This is a genomic window from Bradyrhizobium sp. CCBAU 51627 (assembly GCF_028128765.1).
Lineage (GTDB): Bacteria > Pseudomonadota > Alphaproteobacteria > Rhizobiales > Xanthobacteraceae > Bradyrhizobium.
Genome location: NZ_LBJG01000089.1, coordinates 100,148 through 126,600 on the forward strand (window position 1 = coordinate 100,148; position 26,453 = coordinate 126,600).

The following is a 26,453-nucleotide window of genomic DNA, read 5'->3' on the forward strand; positions in this document are numbered from 1 at the left end:
CATCTGGTCTGGGTAAAAGTACGCCAAACAGGACGCGCGTACAAAGAACAGATGCAACTCGCCAGCCACAGCGGAGAGCCGGAACAGCGGCCGCCGAAAAATTCGGCGGCGGAAATCGATTCGCTGTTCGAAGCGCCCGGCCCGCTGCTGGCAGGTCTCATCTTTGTGTCGATCGGTGCGGGCCTGACCGCGCTGAGGACGGGCGAGCCGTTGATCTGGGCGTGCATGGCGCTTCTCGTCTTGGCCGGTACCGTGCGGGCGATCGACTTGCGCCGCTACCAGGCCGGCAAGACGGTCATGGCGGCCGAGCGCTGGCAGAAGCGCTATCAGATCGGGGCACGAATCCAGGCGGCAGCGATCGGCATCTGGTGCGCCACCACTCTTCTGGCCACGGACGATGCCGTCGCCCACATGATCGCCTTGTCGGTGACGACCGGGATCGCAGCGGGCGGCGCGGGCAGGGCGTATGGCCGGCCGGCCATCTTCCACCTTCAGGCCATGCTCATATTCGGTCCAGCCGTGCTTGCATTGGCGCTGCGTGGGACGCCCTATTACATCGCAATGGCTCTGGTGAGCGCAGCCTTCCTGATGGCCATCATGCAGCTCTCGGTGAACCTGCACAGGATCTTCATGGGGGCGGTGGTGGCGCGTGAGCGCGAGGCCGCACTCGCAGGACAGTTCGATACGGCGCTGAACAACATGCCGCACGGGCTCTGCATGTTCCGTGTCGACGGACAGCTTGCGGTCATGAACTACCGTTTCGCCGCCATGATGAACCTGCCTGAAGGTCTCGCGCAGGGCGGCACCAGCGCGCGCGACATCGTCGCGGCGTGCGTCAGCGCCAAATCCATCTCGGCTGCAAGCGGTGAGCTCATCATTTCGGAAATCGAGAGATCGCACGCCAAGGAGATCGTGACCGTCGATCCCAACCCGCAGCGAGACCGGTCGCTATCCTGGACCGTGCAGCCGATGGCCGACGGTGGCGCGGTGGTGTTGCTCGAGGACATCACGGAGCGGCGCAACGCCGAGGCCAAGATCACGCATCTGGCCCGTTACGACGATCTCACCGCGCTGCCCAACCGGGTCCACTTTCGCGACGAAATCGAGCATCTGCTGGCGGTCTCGCACAACGCCGAGCGCCTCTCCGCTCTGTTGTTCGTCGACCTCGATCAGTTCAAGCAGGTCAATGACACGCTTGGTCATCCCTGCGGCGACCAGCTCCTCTGCGCGGTCGCCAACCGCTTGCGCGAGATGTTGCGGCCGGAGGATTTCGTTGCCCGCTTCGGCGGTGACGAGTTCGTCGTGTTCCAGCAGAACATCGACACGCCGGAGGATGCCGCGGCGCTGGCCCGCCGCATCGTCGAGAGGTTGAGCGAGCGCTATCGCATCGACAATCATCTGGTCGAGATCGGCGCCAGCGTCGGCATCGCGCTGACTACGCCGGACAGTGCCAGCGCCGACACGCTGCTCAAGAACGCCGACATGGCGCTCTATCGTGCCAAGGCCGACGGCCGCGGCACCTTCTGCTTCTTCCGCGACGAGATGGCCGCGACCGTCGAGGCCCGCCGCATCCTCGAGCTCGACCTGCGCAAGGCGCTCGCCAACGAGGAGTTCGAGCTGTACTATCAGCCGCTGGTGAATCTGAAGTCGGGCAAGATCACCACGTGCGAGGCGCTGCTGCGCTGGAACCATCCGGTGCGCGGCACGGTCTCGCCGATCGACATCATCCCGGTTGCCGAGGACATGGGCCTGATCGTCGATCTCGGCCGCTGGATCCTGCGTCGCGCCTGCATGGAATGCATGAAGTGGCCGGAGGGCGTCAGCGTCGCCGTCAACTTCTCGCCGCAGCAATTCCACCAGCGCGACGTGTTGAGCGAGATCCGCTACGCGCTCGAAGTGTCGGGCCTGCCGGCGCATCGCCTCGAGATCGAGATCACGGAATCCTCGCTGCTGCGCAACACCCAGCTGACCCACGATATCTTGTCGCAACTGCATGCGCTCGGTGTGCACATCTCGCTGGACGATTTCGGCACCGGCTATTCGAGCCTCAGCTACCTGCACAATTTCCCGATGCAGAAGGTCAAGATCGACCGCTCGTTCCTCGAAGGCATCGACTCCGACCGCCCGTTGACGCTGCTGCGCGGCGTGGCGCGGCTGTCGGCCGACCTCGGCATGTCGGTCGTGGTCGAGGGCATCGAGACCAACGAGCAGCTCGAATTGATCAACGCCGACGGCACCGTGACCGAAGGGCAGGGCTACCTGTTCAGCCGGCCGGTTCCGGCGGTGCGAGTCAGGCAGTTGCTGAACGCTTCCTATGGCCGTCGCATGCCTGACGACCAGATCACGATCGTGTCGTCACGATCGATCGCCTGACCCATCCCTGACAGCTCCCTCGTCAAAATCGGTTCTCGCGTGCCGTAGTCTTGCGGGCCGCAAAGATTAACCCTAACGTTTCTAAGGCTTTGCAATTTTGTTAAGGAACTATTAATCTCCGGCCACTCGTGGAAGTTGCTTGGAGTTTTGAGGTAGCAGAATGAAGTCCGGAGCCGAACCGAACACGGCGCTTCTTCCACGAGGCGCCGCGTTGTTTGACCGCATCGATTATCGGCTCATCGAGACTCCCGAGGACAAGGACAATCTGTATCTGATGCGCTACCGGGCCTATCTGCAGGCCGGTTTGATCGAGCCGTCAGCTTCACTGCGCGTCACCGATCGCTTCGACGAAACGCCCAACACCTGGAATTTCGGGATCTATGTTGATGGAGAGCTTTGCAGCTCCGTCCGCATCCACCTCCTGACGTCGGAATGGCGGATGTCCTATACGACCGAAGTGTTCGGCGACGTCCTGCACCCCCGCCTCGATCGCGGCGAGGTCTTTGTCGATCCGTGTCGGTTTGTTGCGGACCCCGACAAGCACCAGCGCTTTCCCGAATTGCCATATCTGACCGTGCGTCTGGCCTTTGTCGCATGCGATCATTTCAATGCCGACACCGGCCTCGCGATGATACGTACCGACCATCAGGCGTTTTACCGCCGCATCTTCCTGCACGAGACCATTTCACCCGAGCCGCGGGGGTTTCCCGGGTGGCCGACGAAGAAGGCGGTCCTGATGGCCACCGACGTCCGGAGGCAGCGCGACCGGGTTCTGGCCCGCTTTCCGATCATGCGCTCCAGCGCGTTCGAGCGGCGCATGTTGTTTGATCGCAGTCCGCGCCAGGCCGCCCCGCGCCCGATTCTGGTGACCCCGTCGCGGACTCTGGATGTGGCGGCTCCGGCTCTCGGTTCCGCCTATTAGGCAATCATCCAGTTCTTCTCGGGCCGCCCAAATCGGCGAAAGCGGGCAATTTGCCTGTCGACACGGCTTGCCTTCACCCTTGCGCCACATTTACAACCCATTAACCATGATGGGTGCTTTTCGCTGGTTGGGGGCATTTGACCGGCTGAGGCAAGGTTCCGTCAAGGTTGACGGAACGTTCGCTTAACCAACCCCCTGTAGACCGGACGGCAGTGGACGAACGTGAGCGTGGAGGCTCCGGAATGAAATATCCTATGCGTATCCTCCAGGGATTGAAGCTGGCTGCAGTGGTCGCAATCGCGCTGTCGATGGGCGCATGCGCGAAGCAGAACGGGGGCCTGGACGCCAATGCGAGCGCGGCAACGCCGGGCAGCCAGCAGGACTTCGTAGTGAACGTGGGCGACCGCGTGTTCTTCGAGAGCGACCAGACCGATCTGACCCCGCAGGCGATCGTGACCCTGGAGAAGCAGGCGCAATGGCTGCAGACCTATCCGCGCTACTCCTTCACCATCGAAGGTCACGCCGACGAGCGCGGCACCCGCGAGTACAACATCGCACTCGGCGCCCGCAGAGCCCAGTCGGTGCGCTCGTTCCTCGCCTCCCGCGGCATCGACCCGAACCGCATGCGCACGATCTCCTACGGCAAAGAGCGGCCGGTGGCGGTCTGTAACGACATCTCCTGCTGGTCGCAGAACCGTCGTGCTGTGACCGTGCTGAACGCGAGCTCCTGACGCTTCAGGCACCGTTCATCTTTGGAAACCGAATATGCCGGCGCCCTCACGGGCGCCGGTTTCGTTTCAGCGATCTGTGACTTAAAACCCCTTGGTGGCAGTCACAGTTTTGGCGTACTCCCCTTCAATGTGTGGCGCGTCGTATGTTCCGTCGCAGGCCATTTCGCTTTCGTCGTCAGGGCAAGATGTCATCCAGATTTAAGGTCTTTACCGGCACCGTGGCCATCGCCGCGCTGCTCCCCTTGTGCACGCCCGTCTTCGCTCAGTCCGATGATGGCGATCCCGAGATGCGGATCGAGCGGCTGGAAAACCAGCTGCGCCAGCTCACCGGCCAGAACGAAGAGCTGCAATATCGCAACCGCCAGCTCGAGGATCGCATCCGGCAGCTCGAGGGCGGAGCGCAAGGTGCGCCCGGACAGGCGCCCAATGTCGCCGCGATGCCGCCGGCCCAGATCGCACCGAATCAGGTCGCCCCTGGCTATCGCCAGCAGCCCCCGCAGCAGCAGGCCATGCAGCCGAATTACGAGCAGCCGCAGATCGCCTCTCCCGCACCGATCGTCCAGGAGCAGCCGGGCCCCGGTGCTCCCGGTAGCCGCCGCCGCGGCGATGCCTTCGACCCGAGCCAGAATCCGAGCGCGCCCGGCGCGCCGCGCGCGCTCGGCGGTGGCCAGCAGCCGCTGGATCTGAGCGCCAATGGCGGCCGCTATCCGCAGGCCGCCGCGCCGCCCCAGCAGGCCTATCCGCCCGCCCAGCAGGGCCTTCCGCCGGCTCAGCAGAGCTATCCTGCGCAAGGTGGTGCTCCGGCGCTCGCGACGCTGCCGCCCTCGGCGACGCCGCGCGACGAGTTCGATCTCGGCATCGGCTACATGCAGCGCAAGGATTACGCGCTGGCCGAGCAGACCATGAAGAACTTTGCAGCGAAATATCCTGGAGATCCGCTGCTCGGCGATGCGCAATACTGGCTCGGCGAAAGCTATTTCCAGCGCCAGCAATATCGCGACGCCGCCGAAGCCTTCCTCGCCGTCACCACCAAATACGACAAATCGGCCAAGGCGCCGGATGCGCTGCTGCGGCTCGGCCAGTCGCTTGCCGCGCTGAAGGAGAAGGAGGCCGCCTGTGCCGCCTTCGGCGAGGTCGGCCGCAAATACCCGCGCGCCTCCGCCGGCGTCAAAGCCGCCGTCGATCGCGAGCAGAAGCGGGTGAAGTGCTGATCTGCGGGCGGCGCTCGCTGACAAGACGCATGGTGCTGCGCTAAACTTGCCGCGCCATTCGCTGGCGATTGCTGGGCCGCGTCATGTCAGACGACGACAATTCTCCGATCTCCGCGCGCGCGGCGAGGCAGCTCTTCGCCGAGCTGAAAGCTGCGCCGGGGCTGGTGCTCGCGGTCTCCGGCGGGCCTGACTCGGTTGCGCTGATGTGGCTGGCGGCGCGCTGGCGGCGCAGCCTTGCGCGCGGCCCGGAGCTCACCGTCGTCACCGTCGATCATGGCCTGCGGACGGAGGCGGCGCGCGAGGCGCGCGAGGTCAAGCGGCTTGCGGCCGAGCTCGGCCTTGCGCACCGGACGCTGCGCTGGCGCGGTGCAAAGCCCACGACAGGACTCCCCGCGGCGGCGCGCGAAGCGCGCTATCGCCTGCTGACGCAGGCTGCGCGCATCGCCGGCGCGAGCCATGTGCTCACGGCCCATACCCGCGACGACCAGGCCGAGACGCTTTTGATGCGGCTGCTCCGCGGCAGCGGCATTGCGGGGTTGTCTGCGATGGCGCGCCTGTCGATGCGCGACGGCGTGGTGCTGGCGCGTCCGCTGCTCGACGTGCCGAAATCGCAGCTGGTCGCAACCCTGAAGCGGGCCAGGATCGGCTTCGCCGAGGACCCGACCAATCGCGATGCCTCGTTCACGCGGCCGCGGTTGCGGGCGCTGCTGCCGCAACTCGCGGCCGAGGGCGGTGATATCAGAACCTTGGTGCGGCTCTCGACGCGGCTGGCGCGGGCGAACGCGGCCGTCGAGGTGCTGACCGACGGCGCCGAGCGCTACCTCCGCTTGCGGGATAGCAGCGCGGCGCTGCAGTCGGGCGTTCGCAGCTTCGAGGCCTCGGCCTTCGCGAGCCTGCCGGAGGAAGTCCGGCTGCGGCTGTTGCTGCGGGCCATCACGGCCCACGGGCACGAAGGGCCGGCGGAACTCGGCAAGGTCGAGGCCCTGCTCGCCGCGCTCGATCAGGCCATGAATGCGGGTGCAAAGAACCGCGCCGTCCCGAAGCGGGCCAGTTTGAAGCAGACCCTTGCGGGAGCCTTGATCAGCCTTGCCGGGGGGCGTATCCACATCGCGCCGGCGCCGGCCCGGCGGTCCAAGATTGGGTCCGAATTTGGCTCCAGGGATGGATCCAAGGATGGATTCAAGGGTGGATCCAGGCGGGGCTGAGGGCGGATCATGACACCGGCCGCGTCTGCGGCCCGGCGTCAGGACACCTTAACCAGGCAGGAAAAACCCCGGTCAGGGCGCCATTATTTCAGCGGGAATCGCGCTAAGATGGGCTAAATAGTCCCATCTCGTTCCCTTGGCAGCGACCGGGGCGGCACCTAAATTGTATGCGTCTAACGATGAGGATTCCTTGGGGATTTCCTCGTAAAGCCCAAGGATGAGGCCGCGATCCGCGCGACCACGAAGGAAGATCGATGAACGCCAATCTGCGCAATTTCGCCCTCTGGGTCATCATAGTCTTGCTGCTGTTGGCATTGTTCACGCTCTTCCAGAATCCGGGTCAGCGGGCCTCCTCGCAAGACATCGCCTTCTCCCAGCTGCTCAGCGAAGTTGACCGCGGCAATGTGCGCGACGTCGTGATCCAGGGGCCGGATATCCACGGCACCTTCACCAACGGCTCGAGCTTCCAGACTTACGCGCCGAACGATCCGACGCTGGTGAAGCGCCTGTATGACAGCAAGGTGCAGATCACGGCGAAGCCGCCGGGCGACAACGTGCCGTGGTTCGTCTCGCTGCTGGTCTCCTGGCTCCCCTTCATCGCGCTGATCGGCGTCTGGATCTTCCTGTCCAGGCAGATGCAGGGCGGCGCCGGCAAGGCGATGGGCTTCGGCAAGTCGCGCGCGAAGATGCTGACCGAAGCGCACGGCCGCGTCACCTTCGAGGACGTCGCCGGCGTCGACGAGGCCAAGCAGGACCTGCAGGAGATCGTCGAATTCCTCCGCGACCCCGGCAAATTCCAGCGCCTCGGCGGCCGCATTCCGCGCGGCGTGCTGCTGGTCGGCCCTCCCGGCACCGGTAAGACCCTGATCGCGCGTGCGGTCGCGGGCGAAGCCAACGTGCCGTTCTTCACCATTTCGGGTTCGGACTTCGTCGAGATGTTCGTCGGTGTCGGCGCGAGCCGCGTCCGCGACATGTTCGAGCAGGCCAAGAAGAACGCGCCCTGCATCATCTTCATCGACGAAATCGACGCGGTTGGTCGTCACCGTGGCGCCGGTCTCGGCGGCGGCAACGACGAGCGCGAGCAGACGCTGAACCAGTTGCTGGTCGAGATGGACGGCTTCGAGGCGAACGAGGGCGTCATCCTGATCGCCGCCACCAACCGTCCTGACGTGCTCGATCCCGCGCTGTTGCGTCCGGGCCGCTTCGACCGCCAGGTCGTGGTGCCGAACCCCGACGTCGTCGGCCGGGAGCAGATCCTGAAGGTGCATGTCCGCAAGGTTCCGCTGGCCCCCGATATCAACCTCAAGACCATCGCGCGCGGCACGCCGGGCTTCTCCGGCGCCGACCTGATGAACCTCGTCAACGAAGCAGCTCTCACTGCGGCCCGTCGCAACAAGCGGATGGTGACCCAGGCCGAGTTCGAAGAGGCCAAGGACAAGGTGATGATGGGCGCCGAGCGCAAGTCGCTCGTCATGACCGAGGAAGAGAAGCTGCTCACGGCCTATCACGAGGGCGGCCACGCCATCGTCGGCCTCAACGTGCCCGCGACCGATCCGATCCACAAGGCGACCATCATTCCGCGCGGCCGTGCGCTCGGCATGGTCATGCAGCTTCCAGAGCGCGACAAGCTGTCGATGTCGCTGGAGCAGATGACCTCGCGCCTCGCCATCATGATGGGCGGCCGCGTCGCCGAGGAGCTGATCTTCGGGCGCGAGAAGGTGACCTCGGGTGCCGCCTCCGACATCGAGCAGGCCACGCGCCTTGCCCGGATGATGGTGACGCGCTGGGGCCTGTCGGAAGAGCTCGGCACGGTGTCCTACGGCGAGAACCAGGACGAGGTGTTCCTGGGCATGTCGGTCTCGCGGACGCAGAACGCCTCCGAGGCGACCGTGCAGAAGATCGACTCCGAGATCCGCCGGCTGGTCGAGGAAGGCTACAAGGAAGCGACCCGCATCCTCACCGAGAAGCATGCCGATCTCGAAGCCTTGGCGAAGGGCCTCCTGGAGTTCGAAACGCTCTCCGGCGACGAGATCGTCGATTTGCTCAAGGGCAAGAAGCCGAACCGCGAGTCGGTGCTCGAACCGGCCACGCCGCGCGCCTCCGCCGTGCCCCCGGCCGGCAAGTCGCCGCGCCCGCGACCCGATGCGGATCCCGGCCTGGAGCCGCAGCCGCAGGCGTAGCGCTCGCTGCCATGGCCGGATATTCCGGCAAATCGTTAGTGCAAAAGCTCGGCATCAAGCCGGGCTTTTGTATTTTCGTGGATGGCCTCAGCGTCCCCTATCGCGATGTCGTCGGCGAATTGCCCGACGGTGTGCAGATCGCCGAGGCCGTCGAAGCCCGGCTCGACATGGTGCACATCTTCGCGGCCGAGGCGAAGGGCCTCGCCGCAAGACTGCGCAGCTACCGCAAGGCGATCGCGCCTCACGATGCTTTGCCCCCCATGATCGCTGCGCTCGCGATGACGATGTGGATGCAGCTGCGCCCCCAGTTCAGCTCTCGGGCCCCGGACGCAGCGCAGCGCAGCGCGGCGCCCTTGCGACGTGGTGCGCTGCAGAGCCGGGGCCCATCCTTCCGCGATCTCGCTTGTGGTTTTCTGGGTCCCGTCCCCGCGCAGCAACGCTCGCGCGTTGCAGCGCGTCCGGGACACGGGAGCGATGCGCGGCTCACTTTGTCGCGGCGCTGCGCTCCAGAAACCGCAGCACATCATCGTCGAACTGCTCCGGATCCTGCAAAAACGAGAAGTGGCTGACTTCCGGCTGGATCAAGAGGCCGGCGCCGGGAATGTTCGCAGCCATGAACTCGGTGTTCTCGCGCTTGATCGCCTCGTCGTGGTCACCGTCCACGATCCAGGTCGGGACCTTGATCGCGGCTAGATCCGCGGCCGTCCATTTCGGCTGGCTCTCCCACATCCTGGTAATCTCCGCGACGAAGCTCTTGTATTCGCTCGGCGTCGGCGAGAGGCGCTTGTACTCCTCTCCGGCTCTGGCGATGTAGGCGTTGAAGACATCGCTCGAGGCGATATCGGCGACGCCTGACGGATCCGAGTTCGCTGCGAAGGCGAACAGTCTGCTCACCCGCTCCGGATGCTTCATGGCGATGTCGAGGCCGATGATCGCGCCGTCGCTCCAGCCGACGATCGCGGCCGTCTTGATCTCGAGATGGTCGAGCAAGGCGACCACGTCCGAGGCCATCAGATCGTAGCCATAGGGCTCCTGATTGCGGCTGCTGCGCCCATGGCCGCGGCTGTCCATGACGATGACCCGATAGTGCCGCTCGAGCGCGCGCACCTGATGCCCCCAGTAATTGGAATTGGCGAGACCGCCATGCAGCAGGACCACCGGTTCGCCGCGGCCGAACGTGGCGTACCAGACCTTGATGCCGTTGACGGGCGCAAAGCCGCTCTGCGCCGCCTTGGGCAAGGTCGGCGTCGGCGGCAGCTTCAGCCATCTCGGCGCAGCGTCCGCCGCGCCGAGCGAGACCGTCACGAGAAGGGCGACCAAAAGGTTGCGAAATAGCATGATACCCCTTCCTGTTTGACCGCCAGACTGACGATCGCTCGCTTCGTTGCTGCGGCTTTCACGTTCACGACGACAACCGAAGCCATACGTCCCGGCTCGCCAGCGTGCCGTCCGGCGTGGCGATCTCCATGTCCACGACGTGCAGCGAGCCGGGCTCGTCGCCGTAGATGTACTTGAGGTGCCACATGAGTCCCAGGTCCGGCGTGATCACGAAGTCATCGAGCCCGTCGGTGATCGCTCGGACGGCCTCGCGGTGCGTCAGCGGCGCCGAAAACATCGCATCGAGCAGATTAGCGAGGCTCATGCCTTCGATCAGCATCAGTCGCGCGATGTCGTCGCCGTGGACGTGGCGAAGTGCCGACACGATGGCTGCGACAGCTTCCGGATTCTTCAATGCCAAGATAAGACGAGCCTCCACCTCCATGATGCCGGAGGCGGATCAGTCCGCGCAAGTCGTCTCTGGACAGGGTCGCCAAGTATGGATCTCGCATGGTTCGCGCTCGCTTACCTGCGCACGCGCCAGATGGTCCAGCCGGGTCTCGACACGGCCTCTACCAGCTCGAGATAGTCCGGAGCTTCGCCGCGGCCGAGCTGCGCGGCGAGGCCCTCCGGCGCGAGCCGGACGAGATCGGCCTGATCGACGGAGCCGTTGCATGTCAGGATATAGTCGACCCGCCGAGCGCGGAGCATGTTGCGCGCAGCTTGCGGCGATTCAATCATCGTATGCACCATGACGAGATTACCGTCATTGTTGCGGTGGTAGGGGCCGGCGAAGACGGAGTGTTCCGTGGCGGCGAGGATCGCAGGACCGGAATCGATCGGCGCCATGATCCGCCCGGGCGGCAGGCCGGCGAGTGGCGCGACGCTGGAGATGGTCTGGCAGGATGCGGCGAGATCGGGCATCGCGATGTCAGGGCCGGCCGTGCCGGCGGCGAGCGCCGGCCAGACCGCCAGACCGATGCCGCCGAGCGTGGCCGGCGACATCAGCAGCGCCACACGGACCAGCCACCAACCGGCCACGATGTCGGTGCGAAGCCTGACGATTGCGGCGACGCACAGCGGGGCGGCAACGATGTTGGCGGCAGCGGCGCCGCGCAATTCCCACAAGCTTACGGCGAACAGCGCTGCGAGCGTGACGGTCGAGACGATCCAGCGAAAGCGCGTCTGCGGCGTGCAGCCGATCACGGCGGCAACACACAGGCCGAGCGTCAGCAATGGAAAAGCATAATAGCCCAGCAGCTTCTGCGGCTGCAGCTGTGCCACTTCGGTCGCCGGCATGGTCTCGGCGACGCGGCCAAGCCAGAAGCTGACGAGCAGGGGATCGACCTGCGCATAGGGCGAAGCCAAGCAGCCCGGGTACGACTTGAAGAACGCGCCCATCAGGAGCGCACCGGCGAGCGCGCTCGCCGTCAGCCGCGTCCACAAGTCCTCGCGCAGGCAGCTCACGCCGGCAACCGCGAGCAGCGCGATGCCGCCGCCCGCGCACAGGAGCAGGGTGGGGCCTCCGAAGGTATCGCAGACCGGCTTGAACAGAGTGTTGATCGGGAGCAGCAGCAGCGCCAGCAGCAATGACGAGACGGCAAGGCCCGCTCCAAAGGCGCAGGCGGGACGCAGGACGTCAGTGCCTTTCCACACCAGCAGTCCCACCACGGCGGCGCTCGCCATCGCGATGGCGGGCAGCATTTCCAATCCGATCGACAGCGAAAGCGCCGCGAGAATTCCCGCCAAGGCCGCCTTGGCCGGATGGTGTTCCAGATCGCAAACGCAAAGCACGAAGCCGAGCAGCAGCACCATCTGCAGATTGTGATGGTCGATCGCGCCGCTGCGGAAGTGGATCAGGGCAGGGATCGACAACGCCGCGACCAGAATTGCCGCAAGCCGTGTCCGCGGCCTGTCTGCCGGGACGCCGGCCTGACTTGCGATCGCCGCTGCAAGCCAGAGCGCGGCGCCGACCAACAGCGAGGGCCACAGCACCAGAGTGAGGGCTTCGGCATGGTGCTGGCCGAGCAGCGGGCGGAACAAAAGGATCAGCATGGCCAGCGGCGCATCGACGATGCGGGACCAGTGCATGGCAATTCCGGGCGGGTCGAGCCGGTATTGGGTGAGGTCGAACCAGCCCTGACCGGCCAGAAGATCGCGCACTTCGACCAGACGCATGGCGTCGTCGGTCGACAGCGCGTCGAACACGCCGTTCTTGATCGCGGGAAGTCCGAGCGCCACCACGATGACCGCCCAGGCGATCACGAGCACGATCGCAGGCTTCGGCTCCGTGGTCGATCCTTGCCCGGTCGGTCGGACGAGTGGCGACATTGTCCGGCGCTTCAATTCGAATGCGCGGGCATCGGCGAGTCCATGCCCGGCTGCTCGTCGCGCACATGGATCACGGCGATGTTGTCGGCATAGAGCCGCTTCCAGCCCTTGAGGTGATCCAGGATTTGCGGACCCGGCGTATCAGCCCCCAGCAGCGTCGCGTCGATCCTGTACTCGTCGAGCAGGCGCGGCAGCAACTCGGGCCGCTTGCCCTCGGCGGCCTTGAAAAAATCCATCACGAACTTTTCGCCGTAGAGCTCGGCGCGGCCATCGACGAACACCGGCACGTCGCGCGAGATCAGGTAGCCGCCGAACTGGTAGCCGTTGAAGATGCGCTGCGCCTTGCGCTCTCGCAGCAGGTCGACGGCGGCGACCGGCGTCTGGTCCATCGTGAAGGTGAAGCGGTGATGCGACATGTAGACCGAGGTGGAGGTCCAGGCCGCGGCCGCGATCATCAGCACGCCCATGATGGTGACGTAGCGCGCCACCCCGCTCTCGCTGGCTTGGTCGTCAAGTTGCGGCAGCGGCGATCTTTCGCCGAGGGGCTTGGCCAGCACCAGCGGCACCAGGAAGGCAAAGGCCTCGATGCTCCTGACATGGGTCAGCCCCATCCAGGTGAAGAGCAGGATCAGCAGGATGCGTGGCGGCGACAGCGTGAGCCCGCGAAACAGGCCGAGCGCGATCAGGCCGAGGATCGCGGCTTCGAACGCGGAGAAGGAGGCGAAATTGGCCGGGGTCCATTCCGAGATGACCGACAGCAGCTCGCCGAGATTGAGGATGTTGGTGGCGCCGAGCAGCGTGCGCCAACCGTAAGGGGTGACGCAGGCGGCCGCCATCGCGGCGACGCCGAACAGGAACCAGCGCGCGAGCAGCCGGATTTGCTTAGCCGAGTCCAGCGTCCAGATGGCTTCGATCGCCATCGGGCCGATCAACGCGAGGCCGAGCACGAAGCCGCCATGCAGGTTCGCCCACAGCGACATCAGCGGCAGCCAGACCCATGACGGCGTGACCTTGCGGTCGGCCGCATTCATCAGCACGCCGACCCAGCCGATCATCACCGGTAGCGCCAGCATGTGCGGACGCGCCAGGATGTGGTGCAGCGACAGCACGACGGCCAGCATCGCGAACAGCACCGAGCGCGGAATTTCCAGATGTGCGCCGAGCAGATAGACGAAGATCGCGGCCGATGCGGCGATCGCAAGCGCGGTGAGGATCACCGGTCCGGCCCAGTCCCATTGCGAATAGGAGACGGCGAACAGGACTTGCGATAGCCAGGAGGTCGAAATCCAGGGCTCCCCTGGCCGCGTGAAGGAATAGAAATCGGTATAGGGCAGGGCGTGGTGATCGAGGATCCACTGACCGATCTTGATCTGCCAGAACGAGTCGGAATCCTGAAGTAGCGTGTTGCCGATATGGAGGAAGAACAGATAGGCGCCCGCGCCGACACACAGCGGCACCAGCACCCGTGCGCGGCCCTGCACGGCAATGTTGTTGGTAAAGGAAAGGGACATGCCGCCTCGTCGTGTTCTTGGGTGTGTTGGCCGAGCGGGCGGCATTGGACCATGGCGGTCATAACTTCGGGTAAATCGGCGGAACGAGGTCCAGCCGGCGTCTGTGTCCCTCCAATTTAACTGATTGTTTTAGATTTCAATTTACCATCGGCGAATACGCGCAAACCGTTCCGTGTTTACGTAGCCGAATTAACTGCGGCGCAATTCTTTGCCCCTAGGTTGGGTTCCATGGTCGGGCGGCGCTGGGAAGCCGAAATGACCAGACCATTAAATGCCCTCGTGTACCTTTTGGAGCAATCTATGAAGAACCTCGTTTCGCGTTTCGTGAAGGACGAATCCGGCGCCACCGCCATCGAATACGGCCTGATCGCCGCCGGCATCGCGCTGGCAATCATCACCGTCGTCAACAACCTCGGCACCACGCTGAACGCCAAGTTCACCTCGATCTCGTCCAGCCTCAAGTAAGCCGGGCGATCGACGGAATAGCGAAGAGCCTCGTCATCGACGGGGCTCTTTTGCTTTGCCCGGCGCAGTAGCGCGGGCCATTCGACGTCAAGGCTTAAGCCTCCTTCAAGCCACTCGGGTGTATGGCTCGACGCATCCGCCCGATCGTATTGCGTCAAAGGAAGCCGCATGGCCGAAGCTTCGTCCGCCCCGCCTGCCGTTGCTCGCCACGGCGCGCTCCCTGCGGCGCTCCTCAACATCTCCTTCGTGCTGGCGATCGTCACGCTGGCGTATTTTCCGGCGGCCTATCTCGCGCATATGTGGATCTTCGACGCGGACGGCCGCGGCATCCCGACCGACTTCGTCAATGTCTGGGCGGCCGGAAAGCTGGCGCTCGAGGGCCATCCCGCACAGGCCTGGGATTGGGACATCCAGAAGCAGGTCGAGCTTGCGCTGCTCAAGCAGGGTTTCGTCGGCCACTTCGCCTGGCACTATCCGCCGCCCTTCCTGTTCGTCGCCGCGTTTCTCGCGCAGTTTCCCTATGCGGCGGCCTTCATCGGCTGGGCCGCGTTCAGCATGGTGCCGTATCTCGCCGTGATGCGCGCGATCATCGGGCGCAATGCGGGCCTGGTGATTGCGATCGGATTTCCCGCCGCCTTCCTCAACATCCTGGTCGGACAGAACGGTTTCCTGACGGCGTCGCTGATCGGCGGCATGCTTTATCTGCTGCCGACGCGGCCGGTGCTGGCCGGACTTTGTCTGGGCCTTCTGAGCTACAAGCCCCAATATGGACTGCTGTTTCCACTGGTGCTGCTCGCCGCCGCCGAATGGACCGTGCTTTTTACCGCCGCAATCGTCACGGTGACGATTGCGCTGGCCTCCTGGCTCACCTTCGGGACCGAAAGCTGGCAGGCCTTCTTCCACTGGATTCCGATGTTCTCGCAGGCCTTCCTGACCGAAGGCCGCGCACCCTGGTTCAAGATGCAGAGCATCTTCGCGCTGGTGCGCTATCTCGGCGGCACCGAGCAGCTCGGCTGGATCTTCCAGTGGGTATTGACGGCCGCGATTGCCGTCGTGCTGGTGGCGGCGTGGCGGAGCAGGCTGCCCTACGCGCTGAAGGCGGCGATGCTTGCTGCATCAACGCTGCTCACGACGCCCTATCTCTTCATGTATGATCTGGTCGTGCTCGGCATCGCGGTGGCGTTTCTCATCCGCGCCGGCCTCGATGAAGGTTTTGCGCGCCACGAGGTGATGGCCCTGGCTCTCGTCTTCGCCCTGCTTGCGACCTTCCTGTTTCTCGGCCAGCCGGTAGGCTTCCCGGCGATCCTGATCGTCTTCGCCCTGATCCTCGGTCGCTGCGCGGCCTGGCGGGCGGCCGAGGCGGCATCGATGCATCCCGCGATCACGCAAACGAATTGAGCCGCGGGGGCTGCCGCCGCAACGCTATGTCAGCCAGCAACCTCTTGAGCGCGTCGACGAGCGGACGTGGCATCCTATTCGATCACCTCGTCCGCGCGCATCAGAAACGTTTCGGAGATGGCCCGCCCGATCGTCTTTGCCGTCTTCAGATTGATCACCAACTCGAATTTAGTCGGCTGCATCACGGGCAGATCCCCAGGCTTCGCGCCGGCAAGGATCCGGCCCGCATAGAGCCCGGTCTGGCGATAGCCCTCGGAAAATTCTGCGCCGTAACTGACGAGTCCTCCGGCTTCGGCGAACTCGCGCCGGAACGACATCGTCGGCAGCCTATAGCGCAAGGCAAGGGCGGCAATATGCGCGCGGTCGGAGCCATAGAACGGATCGTTGCAGGCGAGCACGGCGCCGATCTTCTGCTCGTCGAATCGGGCGAACGCAACATCCACTTCGGCCGCTGTGCCGACATTGATGACAGCGACCTGGATGCCCAGCCGACGGACCGCCTCCTCGACCTCCTGCGCCTGCACCTTTGCCGCGGGATAGCCCGGATTGATCATCACGCCAATCGCGGCCTGAGGGAACATCTCATGCAGCAGCTCCAGCCGCTTCGCCTCAAGCGTCGCGCCCATCATGCTGATGCCGGTGATATTGCCCTCGCCGCGGTTCAGCTTGGCGACCAGCCCCGCCCTGATCGGATCGGCTGCGGTAATGAAAACGATCGGGATGGTCGAGGTCGCGGCTTTGGCGGCGCGGCCGGGATCGCTGCCACCGGCGGCAATAATCAATGACACCGGGCGCTTGGCCAATTCTTCCGCAAGCGCCGGCAGACGCTCATAGTGGCCCTCGGCCCAGCGAAACTCGATCGCAAGGTTTTCGCCAGCGGTAAAGCCAGCCTCCTTCAGCCCTTGCAGCGTCGCGGCCACCAGGCTTTGCTGGTCTTAAGCGAAACCGCTGCCGAGAAAGCCAACGATCGGCTTTGCCGCTTGCGCGACGGCCGCAAGCGGTCGTGCCAAGGATGCTCCCAACAGCGCGATGAATGCCCGCCGCCTCATTTCGTTCTCCCGTCCCCAATCGCCCCGGTTAGCCGCAATTGATGCGCCGGGGCAATCCGCAGCCCTATTCAATCACATTGTCGGCGCTCGCCAGGAGCGAGTCCGGGACCCTCAATCCCAGCGAGGTCGCCGTCTTGAGGTTGATCGATAGTTCGAACTTGGACGCTTGATAAAACGGGATCTCGCCGGGATTGGCCCCACGAAGGACGGCATCGATCTGATTGGCCGCTTGCTTGTTCAACTCCGCCAGGTCGAACGCATAGGCCATCAGCCCGCCGGTCTGGACGAGTTCCAGGAACGGATACATCGCGGGAAGCTTCGCAGCGCTGACCAGATTCGGAATCAAGGCCCTATTCCTCATGACATCAGGATTGTCGCTGATCATGATCGCATCGGCGCCCTCGCGCGACGCCTCCGCGATCGCCGATCGATAGTCGGCTTCGCTGGCAGGAAACACCAATGGAAGCCCAATAAGGGGAATGCCTGCGGTCTCGGCGGCCGCGCGAACCGCCGGGCCCTGAATGCCTTCCCATGCGATCCGCATTGTGAGGAAAGCCAGTTTCGACATCGTCGGACACATTTCATGTAACAGCGCGATCCGTTTTCCATAGATCGAGGGACCGGTGTCGACGCTGACCCCCGGTGATATTGCCGCCTGGCCGGGCCAGACTCTGCGCAAGACCTTGCGCGATCGGGTCGGCTGTCAGTGTTACGACGGGGATCTTGGTGCCGGCATTCTTGAACAAGCCAGCACCCGGACCGACGACATAGACAAGATCGGGATTGCTGCGGATCACGTCCGCTGACAACGCGGCCGGGGCCGGACGTAGTCTGCTCGATCCCATATTTCTCGACGATGAGAATTTGTCCCTCGATATGGCCGAGCCGCCGGAGTTCGTCGAAGAGGACCCGGTAATAGCGGTTCTCGCTGCGCCCGTGCATGATGCCGACGGTTCGGCCGGACTGAATATGGCAAGCCGCCGGCCCCTCGCCGACTGCGCCGCGACACCTGTCATGGTAGCTGTCGAAATGACACCCGCGACAAAACTACGCCGTTTCATGGATGAACTGCCGTCGGCTTGATAGACGCTTGGTTGAGCCAGTCCCGCAACGCATCGAGGCAAACTATTCGATATGCATGCGCAACGCCGACCACCGCGACGAACAGAGCGACATATTTGATGAACAGCCGAAAGCGAATCTCTGGACCATCTCCAGCCCGGACGGTTAGGGCGTCTGCGTCTGTGGGCGGCCGGGCCTGACCTGTGTCGGTATGAAGGGAAATGCTCATTCTCGCGAGCCTAGCAAGAAGGCTGAAGCTTGTCTCCTGCTGCAGTGCACAGCTGGCCGCTCGTGGAAGTCATCGTCTCCGGTGACAACGAGACCGCAATCAGCTTGCTCGATGCATCGCCGCACCTGGCAACGGAATGTGCTGCCCGCGGCGCCGTCAGGCAAGCTGCGAAGGAAAACTTCTTCGAGAGCATCAGACACTACATCTACGAGGGTGACACGGCCCTTCATATGGAGCGGCCGCGAAGCGGGCGCGCATCGTGGAGGAGCTGATCCTGAGGGGGGCCGACGTTCGTGCGAAGAACAGGCGTGGTGCAGAACCGCTTCACTATGCGGTCGACAGCCGACCGGATTCACGACCGGATGAGGCGACTGTGATCGTTGCCAGCCTCATCCGGGCCGGTGCCGATCCGAACTCCATCGACAAAAGCGGAGTTGCCCCGCTGCACCGCGCGGTGCGCAATCGCTATGCTGCCGCTGTGAGCACCCTGATCGAAGGCGGCGCCGATCCAAAGGCACCCAACGCAAGTGGTTCCACGCCGATGCTGCTCGCGACGCTGAACAAAAGTGATTCAGGGTCTCCAGAAGCGAAGGAGCAGCAGCGAGCGATTTTGCGCATTCTCAAAGAACACGGTGCTGCGTAGCTGAGGTCTGCACCGGGTCAAAACCGGTAAAGCTCACCCCCGAGCAGATGCTTTCCGTTTTGCCATCGGCAGCTGACTTTGCCTTGCACTCTAATTCGCGGCCAGCTCGATCAGCGGGCAGCTTTCCAGCACGGTCCCGGGGCGGGCGCCTTCGATGGTGACGCAGGGCCGCGAGCGATCGATGGTGAGCGCGTAGCGGTCCAGCAGCGCGCTGCGGTCCGGTTCGCCGCGCATGTGCAACTCGCGGACGCCGCCGGGCAGGGGAGACTTCAGCCCGGCGCGGATGCGCTGGTCGAAGATGCCGCCGGGGACGATGGGCACGCCGATATCGGCGAGCAGGTAGAAGCGCGAGCCGGAGGGGAGCTGCGGCGCGATGTAAGCGAGCGGCTTGCCGAGGATGAAGTAGGTCGCGGGCTGCGCGAGCTCGTCGGCGACCGCAGGTCGGTAGGTGTCGGACCAGGCGCGGTGCCACCAATCCGCCGGCTGCGACCACAATGCGATCGCGGCTGCGACCGTCACCATCAGCGCGTTCAGCGGAGCGGAGGGGGCCGCGCGTGCAGTCCGACCGGCGCGAGCTGCGAGCCGCGCGAGCAGCAGAACGATCAGCGGGCCGCACAACAATTCGAGGACGACCGCATAGCGCTGGATCGAGAACAGGCCGAGCCAGCCCAGGTACGAGACGGCAAACATCACCACCAGCTGTACGTCGCCTCGTGTGAGGATCGCGCTGCCGCGGATCATGCGCATCAAGAGGCCGAGCGCGAACAGGACCGTCACGACCGCGAAGCGCGCGTCGCGGAACGGATGCTCCGCCCCTCGGTGGTCGCCGATCAGCCAGTAGAAGGGATAGGCGAGTGCGTCGAGCACGCCATGCGGCATGAACTGCGCATCCATCAGATTGACGGCCGCCACTTCAGGTGACTGGAACACGGCATTGAACAGCGGGAAGATCGGATTGCCGGTGTCGCGCCAGGTCATCAGGCACCACTCGCCGCCGGTGAGCACCGCGCCGATGATGCCGCCAATTGCAAGAAGGGCAGTCGCCCGCAGTGGACGCGCGGCGGCGAGCACGGCCGCGGCTGCGCCGATTGCGTAGACGACATTGGTCAGCTTCAGCCCGACCGCGGCGCCGATCAACAAGCCGGCCAACAGATAGCAGGCTGCGGGCCGGCGATCCGCAATCAGGATCAGCAGGAAACCGCCGATCACGGGCAATGCAAGCAACACGTCGGAAAAGCTCGTGCCGACTTCCGAGAGCGTCATCGGACCTGACGCTGCGATTGCGACCGCCGCCGCGATCGCCGCGACGGTTGCGGCCTCGCGCAGCACCAGGCGTGCAAACACGCAAATCAGCGGGAGGTTGAGGCCGTGAATCGCGCCGATGATCATCAGCCCATAGGGCGACGGTACGAAGTGGCGGAGATAATAGACCGGAAAATAGACGATCGGATTGAAGTAGGTCTGAAAGCCCGGCGGGACCGCGTCGACGCCATAGCGGCCGTTGAGCACGGCCCAGACATTGTATTCGTGATAGTTCTGCCAATCCCAGTTGACGTCCTCGCCCATCGCGAAGGTGTAGAGCGCCCCTAGCAGCATCGCGCAGACGGCGACGGCGATGGTTGCAAGCGCTTTCCCGCGCAGGTCCGCGGGCCATGGCCGTCGCAGGCCTTCGGCCGCGGGCATGGGCAGGGCGTCGGACAAGTCGGCTGCGGTTGACGTGCGTTGGAGCATCAAGACGCCACGTGCGAGGGACGCAGCCCTTCTTCGATGTCGGGATGCGACGCCGGAAACAGGCTTGGGGGGCGCATGGCCGGATCCCGGTTGATGCCCGTAGCACTATGTTCGACCAGTTAAGGTTGCATGAATCGCTGTGGGAATCGTGCTGGTTGGCCGACATGTCGCTTGCGAGAGTATTCCAGATGTCCGCGGGGCTAACGCGAGCGAGCCATCACGCATTTGCTTCTTGTCATCGCTCCTGAATAGTTGTTCAGTCCTTGGGGCGATTTGCAGCGATATCAGGGACGAAGCGTTCGGCCGCAGGGCGTGCGGGCGGCGTGTGGGACAGGAAGCGCGCCATGGTTTACCGGCGGACGCATCAAGTGGTTAAGCGCCTTGCGGCGCGGCGCAGCGCCATCCTGGCGGCGGCCAGGGAAGCTGCAGCCGAAGGCGGCATGTCCGCGGTGCAGATCGCGCCGGTTGCGGTCAGGGCCAATGTGGCGGCAGGCACCGTCTATCGCTACTTCCCCTCCAAGGCCGAGCTGATCTCCGAACTGATTGCCGAGGTCTCCCGCGACGAGCTCGCGGCCATCAGGCGGGCGGCCGATGCCGCGCCGGGACCGTCCTCGGCGCTGGCGGCGGCCGTGACCACCGTGGCGGTCCACACTCTGTCGCAGCGCCGGCTGGCGTGGGGCATCCTGGCCGAGCCTGTGGACGTCGATGTCAGCGCCTCCCGCCTGGCCAGCCGCCGCGAGATCGCCGGCGAGATCGCCGCGCGGATCGACGCCGCGGTGCGCGCGGGCCATCTGCCGGCGCAGGACACCTCGCTTGCCGCGACCGCGCTGCTGGGGGCGCTGCACGAGGCGCTGGTCGGACCGCTCGCGCCCGACAATCTCGAAGATCCCGTCAAGATGCGCGATGCGGTGCAGACCGTGACCCTGCTGGCGTTGCGCGCCGTCGGCGTCATGGACGCCCGCGCCCGGGGCCTGGTGGTGCAGCAGACCCTGCTGCCGACGACCAAGGCGCTGGTCGGGGCTTGACATGCCGCTGCCGAAGGGAGCGGGGACCTGACCGCGCTCAGGTCGTTGCCCGAGCACGCCTTTTCGAAAAAACCGAGCAAAGCAGCCGGTTCAGCCGGCTACTGTGCATGGGGTTGTTTTCACGTTTTGCGTCGGCGGCGGGCCTGCCGCCTCACATATTCGCGTCGCCTTCGGGGCCGACCGAGGCGATGCGCACCATGTTGGTCGTGCCGGGAATGCCGAGCGGCACGCCGGCGACGATGATCACGCGCTGGCCGGCGCGGACAAAGCCGTCGCGGAAGGCGATCTGGCCGGCGCGGTTCACCATGTCGTCCTGGTCGCGCGCATCCTCCGCCACCACGCAATGCACGCCCCATACGGCGGCGAGCCGGCGACCGGCGGTGATGTTGGGCGTGATCGCCACGATCGGCGGCTTCGGCCGCTCGCGCGCGACGCGCGTCGCGGTCGAGCCGGATGAGGTCCAGCAGATCAGCGCCGGCAGGTCGAGCGTCTCGGCGATCTGCCGTGCTGCGTCGGCGATGGCATCGCCCGCGGTGGACTCCGGCGTGGGACGCTGCGCCGTGATCACCGAGCGGTAGGTCGGGTCGCGCTCGACCTCCTCGCCGATGCGGTTCATGGTCGAGACCGCCTCGACCGGGAATTTGCCGGCCGCCGATTCCGCCGACAGCATGATGGCGTCGGCGCCCTCATAGACCGCGGTGGCGACGTCGGAGACCTCGGCGCGGGTCGGCACCGGCGACTGGATCATCGATTCCAGCATCTGGGTCGCGATCACCACCGGCTTGCCGGCGCGGCGCGCCATGCGCGTCATCTGCTTCTGCAGGCTCGGCACGCGCTCCAGCGGCAGCTCGACGCCGAGATCGCCGCGCGCCACCATCAGCGCGTCGGAGGCTTCGATGATGTCGGCGAGGCGGTCGATCGCTTGCGGCTTCTCGATCTTGGCCATCACGGCGGCGCGGCCGCGGATCATCTTCTTGGCCTCGAGCACGTCGTCGGCGCGCTGCACGAAGGACAGCGCGATCCAGTCGACGCCGGTGACGAGCGCGGCCTCGAGGTCGGCGCGGTCCTTCGGCGTCATCGCCGAGACCGGCAGATCGGTGTCAGGCAGGCTGACGCCCTTGCGGTCGCTCATCTTGCCGCCGACCACGACACGCGTCACTGCGTGATCCTTCGAGGTCTCCTCCGCGATCAGCCGCACCTTGCCGTCGTCGAGCAGCAGCGCGTGGCCGGGCCGCAGCGCCGCCAGGATCTCCGGATGCGGAAGATTGACGCGCGTGGCATCGCCCGGGGTCTTGTCGGAATCGAGCGTGAAGGTCTGGCCGTTCTGGAGCTGAACCGCGCCTTCGGCGAAGGCGCCCAGTCTGAGCTTTGGGCCCTGCAGATCGACCAGGATGCCGATCGGGCGGCCGTAGCTCGACTCGACATTGCGAATGGTCGCTACCAGTTCCCGCATCTTGTCATGCGGGGTGTGGCTCATATTGATGCGGAACACGTCGGCGCCGGCCTCGAACAGGCGGCGGATCATCGCGAGATCTGAAGAGGCGGGTCCCAGGGTCGCGAGAATCTTGATACGGCGAAGACGCCTCATGGCTTATTTCCAGGCGGGGACGGGGGCGGGGCGGCGGCCGGTGGCAGGCCGGGCGAGCCCGGGGGCGTAGCACCGGGCGGGCTATTGGGCAAACCCGGAACGCCGCCACCAGGGCCCACAGGGCCGGGCATCCCGGGCACACGCGGCTGCGAGGGCTGCTCGTTGGCGTCGGTGAGCTGTACCGTCCAGGCCCGCTGCTCGCCGGTGTCGACCTCGAAATAGCCGGTCCGGTCGTAGCCGCGCGCCAAGCAGTCCTCGGTGCCGCGGATGGTGAATTCCTTGTCGCGCGAGCACATGTAGGCCTGCCCCGACCATTCGCCGCCGCGGTCATAGTCGATCCCGTAGATATAGTAGTAGCGGGCGACCAGCGTGCCCCGCAGCAGGGTCTCGCAGGCGCGGGACGAGATGTTCCACCAGCCCTCGGTGGTCCAGCCGTCTGCGTCCTTGTAGCCGAGCGCGATGCCGACCCGGCTGGATGTGTTGTTGCAAAGCCGGAAGTCGGCCGAAGCCGGGCTGGCCCAGAGGCAGAACAGGCCAACTGCCAGCACCGGGACCAACCGGGCGAGCAGGCGAAGCGGGGAGCGGGGAGATTCGGCGATCATTGTCGCGAAACGTATACCAGATGATTGACGATTTGGCGTAGGGCCTGAGGGAACTGCCCGGGTGCCGGCTCAGCGGCCGTTTGCCCCGCGATATGGCAAAATCTGTGACAGGACCCCACCTGATCCCGTAAGGGTGACCACCATCAAGGTCAGAACGCGAGACAGCCCAGAGGTCAAGCCATGGCAATCGACGACAAAACCAGAACGGAGCTCGAGGCGGCCGCGTTCCGGCGCCTGGTCGATCACCTGAAGACGCGGACCGACGTCCAGAACATCGACCTGATGAACCTGGCGGGTTTCTGCCGCAACTGCCTGTCCAACTGGCTGAAGGACGCCGCCGACGCGCAAGGCGTGCCCTTGAGCAAGGACGAGAGCCGGGAAGCCGTCTACGGCATGCCCTACGAGACCTGGAAATCGAAGTACCAGGGCACGGCCACGCCCGAGCAGATCGAGGCGATGAAGAAAGTCCATCCACACGGGCATTGAGTAATTCGTTCCGTCATTCCCGGGCGGTCCGCAGGACCGAACCCGGAATCTCGAGCTTCCGGGTTCGATGCTTCGCATCGCCCGGAATGACAACGTCATCTCCTGTGGGCGCGCTGTGGACGAGCGCGATGCTTGCTTGAACGCGGCAGGCACGAACCCTAACAGTGCTGCCAGCACGCGCGGTGAGGATGCCGGCGTCACCTCGTTTTGCCAGTTCCATTGGGAGTACCAAGATGGCCACCTCCGCCGCCGTCCGCGACGACGAGCCCGCGACGAAATTTGCCAAGGACCAGCTCAAATCCATCATCGAGCGCATCGAGCGGCTGGAGGAAGAGAAGAAGGCGATCTCCGACGACATCCGCGACGTCTATGCCGAGAGCAAGGGCAACGGCTACGACGTCAAGGCGTTGCGCACCATCGTGCGCCTGCGCAAGCAGGATCCCAACGAGCGTGCCGAGGCCGAGACGATCCTCGAGACCTACATGCAGGCGCTGGGAATGCTCTGAGGCGTTCGCCCGGCCGGCAAAGTCCGGCCCGCCCAGCTTGGGTAAAACTTCTGCGTCTGCTAGAATGCTCGGTGAAGGGACCGAGCGATGGATGTGCCTGGACCAGAGCGCAGGCTCGCCGCGGTCCTCGCCGCCGATATGGTCGGCTTCAGCCGGCTCATGGAGGTCGACGAGGCGGGCACCCTTGCGCGCCTGAAGACCCATCGGGTCGAACTCATCGATCCGGCGATTGCCAAGAATCGCGGCCGCATCATCAAGACGACCGGCGACGGCATGCTCGCCGAATTCCATAGCGTCGTCGATGCCGTGCTCTGTGCCGCCGAGGTTCAGCGCCGCATGGCACGGCGCAATGCCGATGTGCCGCCGCCGCGGTGGATACAATTCCGTATCGGTATCAATTTGGGCGATGTGATCGTTGATCAAAACGACATCTTCGGTGATGGCGTCAACGTCGCGGCGCGACTGGAGGCGCTGGCTGAGCCTGGAGGAATCTGCGTTTCAGGCGCGGTGCGCGATCAGGTCGGCGACCGGTTGGATGGCGTTCAGTTCGACGACCTCGGCGAACAGAGCGTCAAGAACATTGCCCGCCCGATCCGCACTTTTCGCATTCGGCTCGCGGAAGGGCCTGCAAGCCTGCCCGATCTGGCGAGGGCTGCTGTGACGCCAGCCGGTGTCTCGAAGAAGCCCTCCATAGCCGTGCTGCCATTCGCCAATATGAGTGGCGATCCGGAGCAGGAGTTTTTCGCGGATGGTCTCACCGAGGACATCATCACCGAGCTTTCACGCTTCCACGATTTGCTCGTCATCTCCCGCAACTCGACCTTCGTCTACAAGGGCAAGGCCGTAAAGGTCCAGGACATCGGCCGCGAGTTCGGTGTCGACTACGTGATCGAGGGCAGCGTGCGCAAGGCCGGCGGACGGGTTCGCGTAACCGTGCAACTGATCGACGCCCAAACCGATCGCCACATCTGGGCCGAACGCTACGATCGCGAGCTCCAGGATATCTTCGCCATCCAGGACGAGATGACGTGCGCAATCGTCGCGACGCTCCCCGGCCGCGTCGAAGCGGCAACGCACGACCGGACCACGCGCAAGACGACTGACAACATGCCCGCCTACGAATGCGTGCTGGCAGCAAAGCTCCTGCATCACCGTTCGAACCGCGACGATAATGCGCAGGCGCAGAGGCTGCTCGATCGGGCGCTGGCGCTGGATCCGAATTATGCCCACGCTCACGCCTGGAAGGCATGCGTGCTCGGCCAGTGCTGGACCTATGGCTGGTACTCCGACCGCGAAGCGATCTTCGCGCAGGTAGCCTCCGAACTGGAGATCGCGTTGGCGCTCGATGACAATGATGCGGACGTGCATCGGATCCTCGCGGCGCTCAATCTGACGCGTCACGACTTTGAAAGAGCCACCTATCATCAGGAGCGTGCACTCGCTCTCAACCCGAATTACGATCTGGTCGTGGTGCAGCAGGGAGAGCTCCTGACCTGGCTGGGCCTGCCGGAGGAAGGCATCGACTGGATCAAGAAAGCGATGCGCCTCAACCCCTATCATCCCGAGCGCTTCTGGAGCCATCTCGGCCGCGCCTACTATTGCGCGGAGAAATACGCCGAAGCCGCGGTGGCGTTTTCAAGGATCACGCGCCCTGATCATACCCACCACGCGTTCCTGGCCGCGACATTCGCGCAGATGAAGAATGCGGTGGCGGCTGGCGCTCACGCCGAGGAAGTCTTAAAGCGCGAGCCAGGGTTCTCGGTGGCAGCTTATCTTGCGACGTTGCACTACAGGCGCGAACTCGACCGGCAGCGCCATGAGGTTGGGCTCATTGCTGCCGGCCTACCGGCGTAATCGAGGGAAAGCGTAGAAGAGCAGAAGGAGCTTT

The 26,453-nt window shown here is 64.8% G+C and carries 24 protein-coding genes and 1 pseudogene; 16 read left to right on the top strand and 9 right to left on the bottom strand.

Translation table 11 applies throughout. From position 1 onward, the window contains the following. Positions 1-51: 51 nt before the first annotated feature. The 7 genes from XH88_RS33795 (at position 52) to XH88_RS33825 (ending at position 9,191) form a co-directional block, all read left to right on the top strand. On the top strand, positions 52-2,373 hold the full coding sequence (locus tag XH88_RS33795; RefSeq protein WP_271672526.1) for a putative bifunctional diguanylate cyclase/phosphodiesterase: 2,322 nt from the start codon (positions 52-54) through the stop codon (positions 2,371-2,373). A 160-nt stretch (positions 2,374-2,533) separates the two neighbouring features. Next, positions 2,534-3,295 carry an N-acyl amino acid synthase FeeM domain-containing protein gene (locus XH88_RS33800; RefSeq protein WP_271672527.1) on the top strand — a complete coding sequence of 254 codons (762 nt, stop codon included), beginning with the start codon at positions 2,534-2,536 and terminating at the stop codon, positions 3,293-3,295. A gap of 242 nt (positions 3,296-3,537) precedes the next feature. After that, positions 3,538-4,026 (top strand): peptidoglycan-associated lipoprotein Pal, encoded by a 489-nt coding sequence (pal, locus tag XH88_RS33805; protein ID WP_271672528.1) that lies wholly within the window; start codon positions 3,538-3,540, stop codon positions 4,024-4,026. A gap of 185 nt (positions 4,027-4,211) precedes the next feature. Continuing rightward, complete coding sequence (gene ybgF, locus XH88_RS33810; protein WP_271672529.1) at positions 4,212-5,237, top strand: tol-pal system protein YbgF; 1,026 nt, start codon at positions 4,212-4,214, stop codon at positions 5,235-5,237. 83 nt (positions 5,238-5,320) lie between these two features. After that, the gene (tilS, locus tag XH88_RS33815; RefSeq protein WP_271672530.1) at positions 5,321-6,442 is read left to right on the top strand and encodes a tRNA lysidine(34) synthetase TilS; all 1,122 of its coding nucleotides are present in this window, start codon (positions 5,321-5,323) and stop codon (positions 6,440-6,442) included. A 254-nt stretch (positions 6,443-6,696) separates the two neighbouring features. Beyond that, positions 6,697-8,622 (top strand): ATP-dependent zinc metalloprotease FtsH, encoded by a 1,926-nt coding sequence (gene ftsH / locus XH88_RS33820; RefSeq protein WP_092292050.1) that lies wholly within the window; start codon positions 6,697-6,699, stop codon positions 8,620-8,622. 11 nt (positions 8,623-8,633) lie between these two features. Next, positions 8,634-9,191 carry a DUF3052 domain-containing protein gene (locus XH88_RS33825; protein ID WP_271672531.1) on the top strand — a complete coding sequence of 186 codons (558 nt, stop codon included), beginning with the start codon at positions 8,634-8,636 and terminating at the stop codon, positions 9,189-9,191. Here XH88_RS33825 and XH88_RS33830 read toward each other — a convergent pair. The 4 genes from XH88_RS33830 to XH88_RS33845 all read right to left on the bottom strand — a co-directional run bounded on the left by XH88_RS33830 (position 9,106) and on the right by XH88_RS33845 (position 13,781). Further along, positions 9,106-9,960: an alpha/beta fold hydrolase gene (locus tag XH88_RS33830; protein WP_271672532.1), complete on the bottom strand. Its 855-nt coding sequence runs from the start codon at positions 9,958-9,960 to the stop codon at positions 9,106-9,108. The two genes, XH88_RS33825 and XH88_RS33830, sit on opposite strands and share 86 nt — an antisense overlap. 64 nt (positions 9,961-10,024) lie before the next feature. Beyond that, positions 10,025-10,384 carry a hypothetical protein gene (locus tag XH88_RS33835; RefSeq protein ID WP_271672533.1) on the bottom strand — a complete coding sequence of 120 codons (360 nt, stop codon included), beginning with the start codon at positions 10,382-10,384 and terminating at the stop codon, positions 10,025-10,027. Positions 10,385-10,464: 80 nt separating this feature from the next. Next, a complete protein-coding gene (locus XH88_RS33840; protein ID WP_271672534.1) occupies positions 10,465-12,270 on the bottom strand; it encodes a hypothetical protein in 1,806 nt (601 codons plus the stop codon). A gap of 11 nt (positions 12,271-12,281) precedes the next feature. Further along, positions 12,282-13,781, bottom strand: coding sequence for a hypothetical protein (locus tag XH88_RS33845; protein WP_271672535.1), 1,500 nt, complete (start codon positions 13,779-13,781; stop codon positions 12,282-12,284). A 300-nt stretch (positions 13,782-14,081) separates the two neighbouring features. Here XH88_RS33845 and XH88_RS33850 point away from each other — a divergent pair, with 300 nt between their 5' ends. After that, complete coding sequence (locus XH88_RS33850) at positions 14,082-14,246, top strand: Flp family type IVb pilin (protein WP_271672536.1); 165 nt, start codon at positions 14,082-14,084, stop codon at positions 14,244-14,246. Between the two features lie 168 nt (positions 14,247-14,414). Next, entirely contained in the window at positions 14,415-15,644 is a 1,230-nt protein-coding gene (locus XH88_RS33855; protein ID WP_271672537.1) for a glycosyltransferase family 87 protein, read from the top strand. Positions 15,645-15,718: 74 nt separating this feature from the next. Here the strand turns inward: XH88_RS33855 and XH88_RS33860 are convergent, their stop codons facing one another. Continuing rightward, positions 15,719-16,564: an ABC transporter substrate-binding protein gene (locus XH88_RS33860; RefSeq protein WP_271672538.1), complete on the bottom strand. Its 846-nt coding sequence runs from the start codon at positions 16,562-16,564 to the stop codon at positions 15,719-15,721. A gap of 193 nt (positions 16,565-16,757) precedes the next feature. Beyond that, entirely contained in the window at positions 16,758-17,372 is a 615-nt protein-coding gene (locus XH88_RS33865; protein ID WP_271672539.1) for an ABC transporter substrate binding protein, read from the bottom strand. Between XH88_RS33865 and XH88_RS33870 the strand changes: the two genes are divergently transcribed. The 3 genes and pseudogenes from XH88_RS33870 to XH88_RS33880 all read left to right on the top strand — a co-directional run. Further along, the gene (locus tag XH88_RS33870; RefSeq protein ID WP_271672632.1) at positions 17,317-17,499 is read left to right on the top strand and encodes a hypothetical protein; all 183 of its coding nucleotides are present in this window, start codon (positions 17,317-17,319) and stop codon (positions 17,497-17,499) included. The genes XH88_RS33865 and XH88_RS33870 overlap by 56 nt on opposite strands. Further along, positions 17,477-17,776, top strand: coding sequence for a hypothetical protein (locus XH88_RS33875; protein WP_271672540.1), 300 nt, complete (start codon positions 17,477-17,479; stop codon positions 17,774-17,776). The genes XH88_RS33870 and XH88_RS33875 overlap by 23 nt, the downstream gene beginning before the upstream one ends. 458 nt (positions 17,777-18,234) lie before the next feature. After that, positions 18,235-18,627 (top strand): annotated as a pseudogene (locus XH88_RS33880) (ankyrin repeat domain-containing protein); the annotation flags it as partial. A gap of 90 nt (positions 18,628-18,717) precedes the next feature. Here XH88_RS33880 and XH88_RS33885 read toward each other — a convergent pair. Continuing rightward, complete coding sequence (locus XH88_RS33885; protein ID WP_271672541.1) at positions 18,718-20,328, bottom strand: glycosyltransferase 87 family protein; 1,611 nt, start codon at positions 20,326-20,328, stop codon at positions 18,718-18,720. A 374-nt stretch (positions 20,329-20,702) separates the two neighbouring features. On the opposite strand from XH88_RS33885, the gene XH88_RS33890 reads away from it, so the two are divergent. Then, entirely contained in the window at positions 20,703-21,383 is a 681-nt protein-coding gene (locus tag XH88_RS33890; protein WP_271672542.1) for a TetR/AcrR family transcriptional regulator, read from the top strand. Positions 21,384-21,534: 151 nt separating this feature from the next. Here the strand turns inward: XH88_RS33890 and pyk are convergent, their stop codons facing one another. Both pyk and XH88_RS33900 read right to left on the bottom strand, forming a co-directional pair. Next, positions 21,535-22,971 carry a pyruvate kinase gene (pyk, locus tag XH88_RS33895; RefSeq protein ID WP_271672543.1) on the bottom strand — a complete coding sequence of 479 codons (1,437 nt, stop codon included), beginning with the start codon at positions 22,969-22,971 and terminating at the stop codon, positions 21,535-21,537. Continuing rightward, complete coding sequence (locus XH88_RS33900; protein WP_271672544.1) at positions 22,968-23,573, bottom strand: DUF1036 domain-containing protein; 606 nt, start codon at positions 23,571-23,573, stop codon at positions 22,968-22,970. The genes pyk and XH88_RS33900 overlap by 4 nt, the downstream gene beginning before the upstream one ends. Before the next feature lie 180 nt (positions 23,574-23,753). Here XH88_RS33900 and XH88_RS33905 point away from each other — a divergent pair, with 180 nt between their 5' ends. From XH88_RS33905 to XH88_RS33915, 3 genes are all read left to right on the top strand, one after another. Further along, a complete protein-coding gene (locus XH88_RS33905; protein WP_271672545.1) occupies positions 23,754-24,059 on the top strand; it encodes a DUF1244 domain-containing protein in 306 nt (101 codons plus the stop codon). A gap of 233 nt (positions 24,060-24,292) precedes the next feature. Further along, the gene (locus XH88_RS33910; RefSeq protein WP_018641571.1) at positions 24,293-24,565 is read left to right on the top strand and encodes a DUF2312 domain-containing protein; all 273 of its coding nucleotides are present in this window, start codon (positions 24,293-24,295) and stop codon (positions 24,563-24,565) included. Between the two features lie 87 nt (positions 24,566-24,652). After that, positions 24,653-26,419, top strand: a complete 1,767-nt coding sequence (locus XH88_RS33915) for an adenylate/guanylate cyclase domain-containing protein (protein ID WP_271672546.1) — start codon at positions 24,653-24,655, stop codon at positions 26,417-26,419. The last annotated feature ends 34 nt before the right edge of the window (positions 26,420-26,453 follow it).